General features: G+C 58.7%; 10 protein-coding genes and 1 tRNA gene. 8 read left to right on the top strand and 3 right to left on the bottom strand.

All coding sequences use genetic code 11. From position 1 onward, the window contains the following. Positions 1–13: 13 nt before the first annotated feature. Entirely contained in the window at positions 14–898 is an 885-nt protein-coding gene (locus tag ABH909_RS02645; protein WP_429430294.1) for a LysR substrate-binding domain-containing protein, read from the top strand. Positions 899–982: 84 nt separating this feature from the next. Here ABH909_RS02645 and ABH909_RS02640 read toward each other — a convergent pair. Further along, a tRNA-Arg gene (locus ABH909_RS02640) sits at positions 983–1,059 on the bottom strand. 347 nt (positions 1,060–1,406) lie between these two features. Between ABH909_RS02640 and gabD the strand changes: the two genes are divergently transcribed. From gabD to ABH909_RS02625, 3 genes are all read left to right on the top strand, one after another. Next, on the top strand, positions 1,407–2,849 hold the full coding sequence (gene gabD / locus ABH909_RS02635) for an NADP-dependent succinate-semialdehyde dehydrogenase (protein ID WP_192346491.1): 1,443 nt from the start codon (positions 1,407–1,409) through the stop codon (positions 2,847–2,849). Between the two features lie 179 nt (positions 2,850–3,028). Continuing rightward, entirely contained in the window at positions 3,029–4,306 is a 1,278-nt protein-coding gene (gene gabT, locus ABH909_RS02630; RefSeq protein WP_429430292.1) for a 4-aminobutyrate--2-oxoglutarate transaminase, read from the top strand. 135 nt (positions 4,307–4,441) lie between these two features. Beyond that, positions 4,442–5,656, top strand: coding sequence for an HDOD domain-containing protein (locus tag ABH909_RS02625; protein WP_429430290.1), 1,215 nt, complete (start codon positions 4,442–4,444; stop codon positions 5,654–5,656). A 125-nt stretch (positions 5,657–5,781) separates the two neighbouring features. Here the strand turns inward: ABH909_RS02625 and ABH909_RS02620 are convergent, their stop codons facing one another. Next, the gene (locus ABH909_RS02620) at positions 5,782–6,771 is read right to left on the bottom strand and encodes a GGDEF domain-containing protein (protein WP_429430288.1); all 990 of its coding nucleotides are present in this window, start codon (positions 6,769–6,771) and stop codon (positions 5,782–5,784) included. A 270-nt stretch (positions 6,772–7,041) separates the two neighbouring features. Continuing rightward, positions 7,042–8,226: a delta-9 fatty acid desaturase DesA gene (gene desA / locus ABH909_RS02615; protein ID WP_429430286.1), complete on the bottom strand. Its 1,185-nt coding sequence runs from the start codon at positions 8,224–8,226 to the stop codon at positions 7,042–7,044. Between the two features lie 147 nt (positions 8,227–8,373). Between desA and dibA the strand changes: the two genes are divergently transcribed. The 4 genes from dibA to cysT all read left to right on the top strand — a co-directional run bounded on the left by dibA (position 8,374) and on the right by cysT (position 12,957). After that, entirely contained in the window at positions 8,374–10,293 is a 1,920-nt protein-coding gene (dibA, locus tag ABH909_RS02610) for a phosphodiesterase DibA (RefSeq protein ID WP_429430284.1), read from the top strand. A gap of 277 nt (positions 10,294–10,570) precedes the next feature. Beyond that, entirely contained in the window at positions 10,571–10,753 is a 183-nt protein-coding gene (oscA, locus tag ABH909_RS02605; protein WP_007941032.1) for a sulfur starvation response protein OscA, read from the top strand. Between the two features lie 167 nt (positions 10,754–10,920). Beyond that, positions 10,921–11,934, top strand: a complete 1,014-nt coding sequence (locus ABH909_RS02600; RefSeq protein ID WP_429430281.1) for a sulfate ABC transporter substrate-binding protein — start codon at positions 10,921–10,923, stop codon at positions 11,932–11,934. A gap of 204 nt (positions 11,935–12,138) precedes the next feature. Beyond that, positions 12,139–12,957: a sulfate ABC transporter permease subunit CysT gene (cysT, locus tag ABH909_RS02595; protein WP_007899634.1), complete on the top strand. Its 819-nt coding sequence runs from the start codon at positions 12,139–12,141 to the stop codon at positions 12,955–12,957. Positions 12,958–12,968 lie beyond the last annotated feature (11 nt).

The raw sequence follows: 12,968 nt of genomic DNA, 5'->3' as shown, positions 1-12,968 counted from the left end.
AAACAGGATTGTCATGAGGCCGGTAAATTTCGATTTAGATGTCATGCGCAGTTTCGTCACTGGGGTCGAATTGGGCAGCTTTGCCAAGGCGGCGCAAAAGCTCGCTCGTTCGACGTCAGCCATCAGCGCCCAATTGAAGAAGCTGGAAGCCCAGGCGGGCTCGCCGTTGTTCAAAAAAGCAGGTCGCAAGCTGGCCCTGACGGACACCGGAGAAGTGCTGCTCAATTATTCACGACGGCTTTTAAGTCTGAACGATGAGACGATCACGGCTGTTTCCGAGCTCAAGCTCAAGGGGTGGGTACGTCTTGGGCTTCAAGAGGACCTGAGCAGCTTCTTGCCAACCGTGCTCGGCCGGTTCGCCAGGGCCCATCCCGATGTTCGAGTCGAGGCCCGGATTGCGCGCAATGCTGATCTGCTGAGCCGGATCGAAAATGGCTCGCTCGACCTCGCGGTGGTATGGGGGGACGTCAATAGAGCCGGGTATCAGGAGAGGGTGGCGGAACTGCCCATGCAGTGGATCGGCTCTTCTCACCAGTACCTTGACTGGCGTATCGAATCAGGAACGCCGTTGCCCATCATCGCGTTCGACGCGCCCTGTCCGTTCCATTCGATGGCCACTGAAGCGCTGACCCGCGAAGGGATTCCCTGGTTACTGTCGTTCACCAGCTCCTGCCTAAACGGCTTGTCGGCGGCGACCGAGGCGGGCCTGGGTTACACGATCAGAACGGCCTTGGGTTTGCAGCCAGGCACCGAGCTATTGATCGCCGACGAACGAGGGTTGCCACCGTTACCTTCCATAGCCCTGACCCTGCATAGGCGAGAGGCTGATCCTGATCCGTTGACTGAGCGATTGTCGAGTATTGTCATACAGGCTATTCGAAGTGAAATTTTCTATTGAGTGACAGTTCTCTTTGATTTTGCCGGACACAGGACACAAAAAAGCCCCAGACCCTAAGATCTGAGGCTTTCTCACTTCTACATATGGTGCACCAGGCGGGATTCGAACCCACGACCCCTGCCTTCGGAGGGCAGTACTCTATCCAGCTGAGCTACTGGTGCGATGCGGGCGCCATGATACTCATATGCGTTGCGGGCGTCCATGCCGCTGAATCGCCTGCGTTTTTCTAAAGCGTAACCTGCGTTTGCTACGCTGATCTGAAAAAATAGGCAAATGCGGCGTTTTCGTTCTTTTTTTCGAACAGCCTATTGTCCTTTACCCCCTTTGATCCTAGGATTCGTTTGAGATTTCAAACGCTCTTGTCTGGGTGCTGAACCGCACGAGTTCGATTTGTGCGCTATTTATGTGCTTCAGCCCGGTGAATGATTTCCCTGACGGCAGCCTATAAGGCGCCTTTCTACAATCATAATTCGCTCCGCCTCGCGCGGTGCTGTTAAGGAAAGCCGACATGCAGCTTAAAGACACCCAGTTGTTCCGCCAGCAAGCCTTTATCGATGGCGCTTGGGTCGATGCGGACAACGGTCAGACGATCAAGGTCAATAACCCGGCAACGGGCGAAATTCTGGGCACTGTGCCGAAAATGGGCGCTGCCGAAACCCGCCGTGCGATCGAAGCCGCTGATAAAGCGCTGCCGGCCTGGCGTGGCCTGACCGCCAAGGAGCGCGCGAACAAGCTGCGTCGCTGGTTCGAATTGATCATCGAGAACCAGGACGACCTGGCTCGCCTGATGACTCTGGAGCAGGGCAAGCCATTGGCTGAAGCCAAGGGCGAGATCGTTTACGCCGCTTCCTTTATCGAGTGGTTCGCCGAAGAAGCCAAGCGCGTCTACGGTGACGTGATTCCGGGCCACCAGCCAGACAAGCGCCTGATCGTGATCAAGCAGCCGATCGGCGTGACCGCCGCGATTACTCCGTGGAACTTCCCGGCCGCGATGATCACCCGTAAGGCCGGCCCGGCCCTGGCCGCCGGTTGCACCATGGTGCTCAAGCCGGCTTCGCAAACTCCGTTCTCGGCATTCGCGCTGGCCGAACTTGCTCAACGTGCCGGTATTCCGAACGGTGTGTTCAGTGTGGTGACCGGCAGTGCTGGCGATATCGGCAGCGAGCTGACCGGCAACCCGATCGTGCGCAAACTGTCCTTCACCGGCTCGACCGAAATTGGCCGTCAGTTGATGACCGAGTGCGCTAAAGACATCAAGAAAGTCTCTCTGGAACTGGGCGGCAACGCTCCGTTCATCGTGTTCGACGACGCGGACCTGGATAAGGCCGTCGAAGGCGCGATCATTTCCAAGTACCGCAACAACGGCCAGACTTGCGTCTGCGCCAACCGTCTGTACATTCAGGATTCGGTGTACGACGCGTTCGCCGAAAAACTGAAAGTGGCCGTGGCCAAGCTCAAGATCGGTAACGGTCTGGACGACGGCACTACCACTGGCCCGCTGATCGATGAGAAAGCCGTGGCCAAGGTTCAAGAGCACATTGCTGACGCCGTCGGTAAAGGCGCCACCGTTCTGGCGGGCGGCAAGAGCATGCAAGGCAACTTCTTCGAGCCGACCATTCTGACCAACGTGCCGAATAACGCTGCCGTGGCCAAGGAAGAAACCTTCGGTCCATTGGCGCCACTGTTCCGCTTCAAAGATGAAGCTGACGTGATCGCGATGTCCAACGACACCGAGTTCGGTCTGGCCTCGTACTTCTATGCTCGCGACTTGGGCCGTGTGTTCCGTGTGGCTGAAGCCCTGGAATACGGCATGGTCGGCGTCAACACCGGGTTGATCTCCAACGAAGTCGCGCCGTTCGGCGGCATCAAGGCGTCGGGCCTGGGCCGTGAGGGCTCCAAGTACGGCATCGAAGATTACCTGGAAATCAAATACCTCTGCCTGGGCATCTAAGGCAAGGCAATGCTTCAAGCGCAAAGGGCACGAGAGCGCTGTCCCTTTGCGCGCTTCAAACGGAATTTTCTCTGTGGCCGGGAAAGCTGTGGCAGTCGATCATCGCATGCTGCCGTAGTTGCCTCCCCGCCGCATTTTCCTTGAACCACGCCGCCCGATGAGCGGTGAATGAGGACACTATGAGCAAGACTAACGCATCCCTGATGAAACGCCGCGAAGCCGCTGTACCGCGCGGTGTTGGCCAGATTCACCCGATCTTCGCCGACCATGCGAAGAACGCCACCGTGACCGACGTTGAAGGTCGCGAGTTCATCGACTTCGCTGGCGGTATCGCCGTGCTGAACACCGGTCACGTGCACCCGAAAATCATCGCCGCCGTGACCGAACAGCTGAACAAGCTGACCCACACCTGCTTCCAGGTACTGGCCTACGAGCCGTACGTGGAAGTGTGCGAAAAAATCAACGCCAAGGTGCCAGGTGATTTCGCCAAGAAAACCCTGCTGGTGACCACCGGCTCCGAAGCTGTGGAAAACTCCATCAAGATCGCCCGCGCCGCCACTGGCCGTGCCGGCGTGATTGCGTTCACCGGCGCTTACCACGGTCGCACCATGATGACCCTGGGCCTGACCGGTAAAGTCGTGCCTTACTCGGCCGGCATGGGCCTGATGCCAGGCGGCATCTTCCGCGCGCTGTACCCGAATGAGCTGCACGGTGTGAGCATCGACGATTCGATCGCGAGCATTGAGCGCATCTTCAAGAACGATGCCGAGCCGCGTGACATCGCTGCCATCATCATCGAGCCGGTTCAGGGCGAAGGCGGTTTCTACGTTGCGCCTAAAGAGTTCATGAAGCGTCTGCGCGCGTTGTGCGACCAGCACGGCATCCTGTTGATCGCTGACGAAGTGCAAACGGGCGCTGGCCGTACCGGTACCTTCTTCGCCATGGAGCAGATGGGCGTTGCCGCCGACCTGACCACCTTCGCCAAATCCATCGCCGGTGGCTTCCCGCTGGCCGGTGTGTGCGGCAAGGCCGAATACATGGACGCCATCGCTCCAGGCGGCCTGGGTGGTACTTACGCCGGTAGCCCGATCGCTTGCGCCGCGGCCCTGGCCGTGATGGAAGTGTTCGAAGAAGAGCACCTGCTGGACCGTTGCAAAGCGGTTGGCGAGCGTCTGGTGACTGGCCTCAAAGCTATTCAGGCCAAATACCCGGTCATCGGTGAAGTGCGTGCCCTGGGCGCGATGATCGCCGTCGAGCTGTTCGAAAACGGCGACACGCACAAGCCGAACCCGACTGCTGTAGCAGCCGTTGTGGCCAAGGCGCGTGACAAGGGCCTGATCCTGCTGTCGTGTGGCACCTACGGCAACGTTCTGCGCGTACTGGTACCGCTGACCTCGCCGGACGAGCAACTGGACAAAGGTCTGGCGATCATCGAAGAGTGCTTCGCCGAGCTCTGATTGATTTGTGACGTGATCGACAAAAAACCCGCTTCGGCGGGTTTTTTTGTACCCGCTTGAAAAGATCGGCGGCCATTGAGCTGTATCGAATGGCCATCATTGACTAAGGTGCAAGCATTGCCGTTGGAGTGTGCGATGACTGCTGTGGTGTTACCCGCTGTGCCGCGTGTGCTGATTGCCGAGGCCGATCCCTGGTCCCGCGACTTGCTCAAGCAGGTGTTGTTGAATGTGCGTTGCGACGCGCGGCTGGACCTGTGTGTCGATGGCCAGGAGACCCTGCAGCTGTTGGCGGAAAATCCTTATGACCTGGTGATCGTCGACTGGGAGTTGCCTGGCGTCGATGGCCTGAACGTCTTGCGCAGTGTCCGGCAGCGCAAGCGTAATCCGCCGCTGCCCTTCATTCTGATGAGCAGCCGCAACGACAGCGCCAGCGTGCGCGAAGTCTTGCCCCTGGCGCCCACGGCGTACCTGACCAAACCCTTGAACATCGAAAACCTGACCCAGCGCCTGCAGGATTTGCTGCTGAACGCCGGCGAAGAGGTTTCCTGCGAGGCGCCGTCATTGGCGCCAGGCATGACCTTGTCGGTGTACCTGGAGCGACGTCGTGAATTGGCGGACGGTGCGCCGTTGATGACCGATGTGCAGGTGGCGATCAAACGTAGCCTCAATCCCGATGGCCTCGATCTGACGCGGCTAGAAGACGAAATCCGCACTGACCCGCAAATTACCGCTGTCCTGATCGCCGCCGTCAACAGCGCAGCCCAGCATCATGGCGTCGCTGTGCAAACCCTGGCCCAGGCGCTGCAACGCTTGGGGACCGGGCAAAGCATGAACCTGATTCTGGGGCTCACTCTCAAACGCAGTGCCCGGCTCAGTGATCCGCAGCTGGCGGACTATGCCGAACGTTATTGGGAGTTGTCGCTGCACACCGCCGAATACGCCCGGACACTGGCGCGTTTGCTGGATCTGGATCAGGCGCGCTGTTATTGCGCAGGCATGCTGCATTGCCTCGGCGACCTGGCGTTGCTGCGTTGTTTGCAGGAGTGGAAGGAGGCTGGCGGTGAGCTGGACGAATGGCAGGAAGTCGGCGATGCATTGGCCGAGTTCGGCGCGGCCTATGGTTCGGCGCTACGGACCCGCTGGCGGCTGCCCTTGGAGCTGCGGGAGCTGATTGCGGCGGTTTACCAGTTCGGTGGCGGGGTTTACTCCCGCGAAGCACTGGTGATGAACATGGCCGCGCAACTGGCGCGCCTGACCGAGCATGAGGGGATCGAGGCCCTGGCCAAGAGCCGCACAGCGCGATTGCTGAAGATCGGGTTGCCGGAACTGATGCGTTTGCGCAAAAAATAAGCTCAACCCAGACCCTTGTGGGAGCGGGCTTGCTCGCGAAGAGGGGGTGTCAGCCACATTGATGTTGACTGACACCCCCTCTTCGCGAGCAAGCCCGCTCCCACATTAGGTCCGTGTCAGGTCTTTCAGCCAGAAATAATTCGGTTCTTGCCTTGGCGCTTGGCCTGGTACATCGCCGCATCGGCGCGGGCGAACAGGCTGTCGATACTTTCATCCTCGTATGTGAGGCTGCTCAGTCCCTGGCTGACGGTGATGCCGAAGGTCCGGTCGTCATGGCTGAAGCTTAACCGCTGAATTTCCCGTTGCAGGCGCTCGGCCACTTGCATGGCCATGTCCGGTGCACAGCCGGGAAACACCGCCGCGAATTCCTCACCGCCGATCCGTCCGAACAGATCACCACGCCGCAGGGCCGCGCGACCGCTCTCGGCGATGCGTTGCAGCACCTTATCGCCCTCCTGATGGCCATAGGTGTCATTGACCACTTTGAAGTCATCGATGTCCAACAGCAGGAACGCCAGCGGCGCACCGTTCAATCGCGCCTGCTCGAATTCCTGATGGGCGCATTCGAAAAAGTGTCGACGATTGCTGCTTTGGGTCAGCACATCGGTGCTGGCCAGGCGTTGCAGCTCGGCTTCCATCTGTTTTTTTTCGGTGATGTCTTCGGCAATGCCGACGATGATCAGCGGTTGACCCGGCTCGGCCTGACGGTTGATGAAACACTTGTCGCTGAGCCAGCGCACTTGGCCGTCGGCAGCGATGATGCGGTACTCGCGGTCTTCAACGGCGCCTTTGACCAGCACTTGCGCCAGGCTGCGCTCGGCATAGTCCAGATCGTCGGGATAGACGCTGTCGCGCCAGTGATTGGAGTCGGACAGCAACAGACCGGCGGGGCGACCGAAAATCCGTTCATAGGCCGGGCTGACGTATAGCACCTGACGGGTTTCCCAGTTGTATGCCCAAAGCACGGCATTGACGCTGACCAGCAGCGAGCTGAACAGTTGTTCGCGTTCGCTCAGGCGCGCCACTTCGCCTTGGGCATGCATCAGCGCCATCAGGGTTTGCGCGGCCTCGGGCCACTGGGGAAGGGATGTGTCTTGTAGGTTTTTATGGACCATCGGCACAAATCTCAAAGGGCGTGCCGCTATGTCGATAGCGGCCAAAAACAGAGCCCGCCTGGATGGCGAAGTGTCTTTGAGATAGGGGATTTGGAGTGAAGTTCCCACTTTTTGTGGGGATGGGGGCAGGGGGCCGCTGGGCGGTACTGGCGACGCGTTTTTTCAACTAAAACGCGTCGTCAGGTTTTACGTCTGCTGCGCAGCCGAGCGGGAGCAAGCTCCCTCGCCACAGGCAAGCCTCTTCAGCAGAGGCAAGCCGTCATCAGAGGGTCAGGCGTTGGCAGGGCGTAGGGAGTAGGTTTTCAATTGGTCGGCGAACTCGCGCAGGGATTGAATCCCGCTGGCCTCGGCCTCGTGTACCCAATCCTTGATGGCGGCCAGCATGTCGTGACCATTTGAGCTGGTCTTGACCCAGATCTGCTGCAAGGACAGGCGTTTCTCGTAAATTACCTTCAGCGCCTGACTGTGCTCGAGCATGGTCTGGATGCGCATATGGTGTTTGTCGTCCAGCAGGCTGGTTTCCCGCGAGAGCAAGCGCTTGGCCCGGTGGAACTGGTGGCGGACCGAGTGATCGACCTTTTCCAGCTCTTGCTTGACCAGTGGCGCGATCACGAGCTTGCGGTACTGGGCCATGATCTGGAAGCGGTTGTTGAGGATCGCCATGGCGGTGTCCATGTCCAGGTTGCCTTTGCCTTCAACGCGGTGGGCGATCGGCGCGACCCGCTGGACCTTGGCCAGACGCAGGAAGCTGAAGACCTGGATCCAGGCCCAGCCGAGGTCGAATTCCCATTTCTTCACCGACAGTTTGGCGGAGTTGGGGTAGGTGTGATGGTTGTTATGCAGTTCTTCGCCGCCGATCAGGATGCCCCAAGGCACCAGATTGGTCGCCGCATCGCGGCATTCGAAGTTGCGGTAGCCGATGGCATGGCCCAGGCCATTGACCACGCCTGCGGCCCACACCGGGATCCACATCATCTGGATGGCCCAGATGGTGATGCCGATGGTGCCGAACAGCAGCAGGTCGATGACGCCCATGATCGCCACGCCCAACAGCGGGAAGCGGCTGTAAAGGTTGCGTTCGATCCAGTCTTCGGGGCAGTTCTTGCCGTAGATGCGTAGGGTCTCGGGGTTTTCCGCTTCGGCGCGGTACAGCTCGGCGCCTTTGCGCAGAACGGTGGACAGCCCCTTGATGACCGGGCTGTGCGGGTCGTCGACGGTTTCGCACTTGGCGTGGTGTTTACGGTGGATAGCTGTCCACTCGCGGGTGTTCTGCGCCGTGGTCAACCACAGCCAGAAGCGGAAGAAATGTTTCAGGCCGGCATTGAGCTCAAGCGAGCGATGGGCTGAATAGCGATGCAGATAAACCGTGACGCCGACGATCGTCACGTGGGTCATCAGTAGGGTGACTGCCACCAGTGACCAGGGCGATAAGCCAAGAAAACCTTCGTACCACATAGCCTATAGGACCCTCGATAAAGAAAAAAACAGCCGTTGCATTATCACTTAGCCCACAGATAAAACCAGTCGCCCTTTCAGATAAGAGTGGCTGGATGTGTCTTTAATCTATAATTCCAGCCTTTTTACAGGGACATGGACGCTCTAATGTCAGCCACTTATCGCGATGCTTTGCGTGCAGCGCTGCTCTACCTGGTGCTTTCCGCCGCCTGGCTCCAGTTGAGTGGTCATTTATTAAACAGGTTCTTCGATAATTCCACCGACCTGCTGCGCTGGCAGCTGATCAACGGTTATGCCTGGGTGGCGTTCAGTGCCGGGCTGATCTTTATTGCGCGAGCCCGATTGTTTCGTTGCCTGGGCGTCGGCGCCAAATTGCGCGAGCGCAATGCCGATCGGGAACGTTTGCGGCAGGCGGCAGCGGTGTTCGATTGCACCCGCGAAGGGGTGCTGGTCACTGATAGCCAAGGATTGATCGTCCATGTGAACCGGGCGTTCATGGAAATCACCGGCTATCAGCGTGAAGAAGTCCTGGGGCAGCGCCCGAACATGTTCAAGTCCGGCCATCACCCGGCAGATTTTTACCAGACGATGTTCGCGACGCTCAACGGCGCCGGCGAGTGGAGCGGGGAAATCTGGAATCGTCGTAAAAGCGGCGAGATCTACCCACAATGGCAGACAATCCGCCTCATTCGCGACGAGCAGGGGCAGCTCAGCCAGTACGTTGCGGTGTTTTCCGACATCAGCGCGATCAAGAACTCCGAACATGAGTTGACGCACCTGGCCCATCACGATCCGTTGACCGATCTGCCCAATCGTCTGCTGCTCACCGACCGTGCCGGGCAGGCCGTGGCTTCGGCGCAGGTCCATAAGCGCGGTTGTGCGTTGCTGATGATCGATCTCGATCATTTCAAGTTGATCAATGACAGTCTCGGTCACAGTGTCGGTGACCAGCTGCTCAAGGCCATAGCGGCGCGCCTGAACGCCTTGTTCGAACCAGGCATCACGCTGGCGCGGCTCAGCGGTGACGAATTTGCAGTATTGGCTGAAGACTGCCCGCAACCGGGGCATGCTGCGGCACTGGCCCAGCGGGTCATCGATGGTCTTAAAGAACCGTTCCAGATCGACGGGCATTCGCTGTTCATCAACGCCAGTATTGGCATCAGTCTGTTCCCCAGTGATGCCTTGAGCGCCGAGCAGCTATTACGCAACGCCGATTCGGCGCTGTTCAAGACCAAGAGCGCCGGCCGCGATGGCTATGCCCTCTACACCGAAGAATTGACGGCGCATGCCCAGCAGCGCGTCGAGATCGCGTTTCAATTGCGCCAAGCGCTGGAATATCAGCAATTGCGGGTTTATTACCAGCCCGTGCATGACCTCAAAACCCGTCGCCTGATCGGTGTCGAGGCGCTGGTGCGCTGGGAACATCCGCAACGTGGGCTGATATCGCCCGCTGAATTCATCCCCATTGCCGAACGCACCGGGCTGATTGCCGAGATCGATGCCTGGATCATGCGCCAGGCCTGCCAGCAGATGTGCCAGTGGCAAGCGGCGGGCGTGGTGTTGTCGTTTGTCGCGGTGAACGTTTCTTCTCGCCTGTTCGCCCGCCGCGAGTTGTATCAGCAAGTGGCTCAGGTGTTGCACGACACGGGGCTGGATCCGGCGTATCTGGAGCTGGAAGTCACCGAAAGCGCAGTGATGGAAGACCCGGAAGTGGCGCTGGAGCAGATGCATCGCTTGCGTGAACTGGGTGTGCGGCTGGCCATTGATGACTTCGGTACGGGCTATTCCTCGTTGCTGCGGCTCAAGCGATTGCCGGTGCAAAAGCTCAAGATCGATCAGGGATTTGTCGCAGGGTTGCCGGGGGATGAGGATGACGTGGCGATTGTACGGGTGATTATTGCGCTGGCGCAGAGCATGGGGCTGCAAGTGCATGCCGAGGGGATCGAGCAGGTCGAGCAGGCGAGTTTCCTGCTCGAACACGACTGCGATCTGGGGCAAGGGTATTGGTTTGGGCGGCCAGTGCCGGCGGCATCATTGGATTGGGCCCGGGCGCCAACGATTGGATAAGCGCTTGTTCTGCTTTTTGTGGCGAGGGGGCTTGCCCCCGTTGGGTCGCGTAGCGGCCCCAAATTTTTGCGTCTGCTACGCAGCCGAACGGGGGCAAGCCCCTCGCCACAGGGTTTTGTGCGTCGTCCCCGCAATCCTGCATCACCAATAATTAATTTTGGTTATATAAAAATTCTTAAATAGTCTTTTTAAGAATATCTGCGCCTATCTACTATTGCTCCCACGCCGTAAGCAGTGCTCGCCCACTGCCAGGCACATCTCATCAAGGAGCAGCACCATGAGCGCATCCCTACGTAGTGTTGACGGGCAGGACGAAGCCACCATTTTGCGTGAGATTCAGAGCGCGTTGCGCGATCTGCGCTTTGGCGCGGTGGAAATCACCGTGCATAACGCCCAGGTGGTTCAGATTGAGCGCAAGGAGAAATTCCGTTTGCAGAATCCGGGCAACAAGCCGAGCTGAAGCGAAAGATTGGAAGATTGGAAGATTGGAAGATCAAAAGATCGCAGCCTTCGGCAGCTCCTACGCGCCTGTGGGCGCTGCCGAAGGCTGCGATCTTTGAACAGACAACCCGATTCCAGAAATCCATAAGAAAAGCCAACACACCAAGAATTCCAGGAGCTTTCACCATGTCGTCGATTCGTCATTTTGCTTTGGCCGCGCTGGCCAGTGCCCTTTTTGCGGGTTCCGCGGTTGCCAAGGATTACGAGTTGCTCAACGTGTCATATGACCCGACCCGTGAGCTGTACCAGGAGTACAACGCCGAGTTCATCAACTTCTGGAAAAAAGACCACGCGGGCGACAACGTGAAGATCCAGCAGTCCCATGGTGGTTCGGGCAAGCAGGGCCGGGCGGTGATCGACGGTTTGCGGGCCGACGTGGTGACTCTGGCCCTGGCCGGTGACATCGACGAAATCGCCAAGCTCGGCAAGAGCCTGCCGGCCGACTGGCAGAAGCGCCTTCCGGAAGCGAGCACGCCTTACACCTCGACCATCGTGTTCCTGGTGCGCAAGGGCAACCCGAAAGGCATCAAGGACTGGGGCGATCTGACCAAAAATGGCGTGGAAGTCATCACCCCGAACCCAAAAACCTCCGGCGGCGCACGCTGGAACTTCCTTGCAGCCTGGGCCTACGGTTTGAAAGCCAACGGCGGTAACGAAGCCAAGGCCAAAGAGTACGTGCAGACGCTGTTCAAACACGTGCCTGTGCTGGACACCGGCGCTCGTGGCTCGACCATCACCTTCGTCAACAACGGTCAGGGCGACGTGTTGCTGGCTTGGGAAAACGAAGCCTTCCTGGCCTTGAAAGAAGATGGCGGCGCTGACAAATTCGACATCGTCGTGCCTTCGCTGTCGATCCTGGCCGAACCACCGGTGGCCGTGGTCGACAAGAATGCCGAGAAAAAGGGTAACGCCCAGATCGCCGAAGCGTACCTCAAACACCTGTACAGCCCGGCCGGCCAGGAAATCGCGGCGAAAAACTTCTATCGTCCACGTGACAAAGAGGTGGCCGCCAAGTACGCCAAACAGTTCCCGACACTGGAACTGGTGACCATCGACAAGGACTTCGGCGGCTGGAAAACCGCGCAACCGAAATTCTTCAATGACGGAGGCGTGTTCGACCAGATTTATCAGGCGCAGTAACCTGAAATGGATCTGCCAATGCGAAATCCATGTGGGAGCGGGCTTGCTCGCGAAGACAGCGGCACAGTCAACATTGATGTCGCTTGACACACCGCCTTCGCGAGCAAGCCCGCTCCCACAGGATTAGCACTTAAGTGGCGGGCATTAGCCAACAGGCCCCGATTTCACCGTCGGGGCTTAGCGCGTTATCAACCAAGGACTTTTATGTCGCGTCGTATCTCCCCCGTCATACCCGGCTTCGGGCTGACGCTGGGTTACACCTTGGTGTACCTCAGTCTGATTGTGCTCATTCCACTGGCGGCGATGTTCGTGCATGCCGCTCAACTCACCTGGGACCAGTTCTGGGCAATTATCTCGGCGCCAAGGGTGCTGGCGGCGTTGAAGCTCAGCTTCGGCACCGCGCTCTATGCCGCGATCATCAACGGCATCATCGGCACGCTGCTGGCCTGGGTGCTGGTGCGCTATACCTTCCCTGGGCGCAAAGTCATCGATGCGATGATCGACTTACCCTTCGCATTGCCCACCGCCGTGGCCGGTATCGCGCTGACTGCGCTCTACGCGCCCAATGGTTGGGTGGGTCAGTTTGCAGCGGACCTGGGTTTCAAGATCGCGTATACCCCCCTCGGCATCACCCTTGCCCTGACTTTTGTGACACTTCCATTCGTAGTACGTACCGTACAGCCAGTATTGGCCGATATCCCTCGTGAAGTGGAAGAAGCGGCGGCGTGCCTGGGTGCAAAACCACTACAGGTTTTCCGCCATATTCTGGTGCCTGCACTGTTGCCAGCCTGGCTGACCGGTTTCGCGCTGGCCTTTGCCCGCGGGGTCGGCGAGTACGGTTCGGTGATTTTCATTGCCGGCAACATGCCGATGAAAACCGAGATCCTGCCGCTGCTGATCATGGTCAAACTCGACCAGTACGATTACACCGGTGCCACGTCCATTGGTGTACTGATGCTAGTGGTTTCTTTCGTCCTGTTGCTGCTGATCAACTTGCTGCAGCGGCGCATCGAAACCCCATAAGGAGACGCAGA

It is taken from the genome of Pseudomonas sp. BS3782 TE3695 (assembly GCF_050435305.1).
Taxonomy (GTDB): Bacteria; Pseudomonadota; Gammaproteobacteria; order Pseudomonadales; family Pseudomonadaceae; genus Aquipseudomonas.
The sequence above is the reverse complement of the archived record's forward strand: the minus strand, read 5'-3'. Positions and strand labels throughout refer to the sequence as shown.

Bases quoted from the DNA above. Each gene is read 5' to 3' on its own strand.
- oscA (WP_007941032.1), top strand. From the start codon at position 10,571: ATGAGCGCATCCCTACGTAGTGTTGACGGGCAGGACGAAGCCACCATT.
- cysT (WP_007899634.1), top strand. From the start codon at position 12,139: ATGTCGCGTCGTATCTCCCCCGTCATACCCGGCTTCGGGCTGACGCTG.
- ABH909_RS02600 (WP_429430281.1), top strand. From the start codon at position 10,921: ATGTCGTCGATTCGTCATTTTGCTTTGGCCGCGCTGGCCAGTGCCCTT.
- gabD (WP_192346491.1), top strand. From the start codon at position 1,407: ATGCAGCTTAAAGACACCCAGTTGTTCCGCCAGCAAGCCTTTATCGAT.
- desA (WP_429430286.1), bottom strand. From the start codon at position 8,226: ATGTGGTACGAAGGTTTTCTTGGCTTATCGCCCTGGTCACTGGTGGCA.
- ABH909_RS02620 (WP_429430288.1), bottom strand. From the start codon at position 6,771: ATGGTCCATAAAAACCTACAAGACACATCCCTTCCCCAGTGGCCCGAG.
- dibA (WP_429430284.1), top strand. From the start codon at position 8,374: ATGTCAGCCACTTATCGCGATGCTTTGCGTGCAGCGCTGCTCTACCTG.
- ABH909_RS02645 (WP_429430294.1), top strand. From the start codon at position 14: ATGAGGCCGGTAAATTTCGATTTAGATGTCATGCGCAGTTTCGTCACT.
- ABH909_RS02625 (WP_429430290.1), top strand. From the start codon at position 4,442: ATGACTGCTGTGGTGTTACCCGCTGTGCCGCGTGTGCTGATTGCCGAG.
- gabT (WP_429430292.1), top strand. From the start codon at position 3,029: ATGAGCAAGACTAACGCATCCCTGATGAAACGCCGCGAAGCCGCTGTA.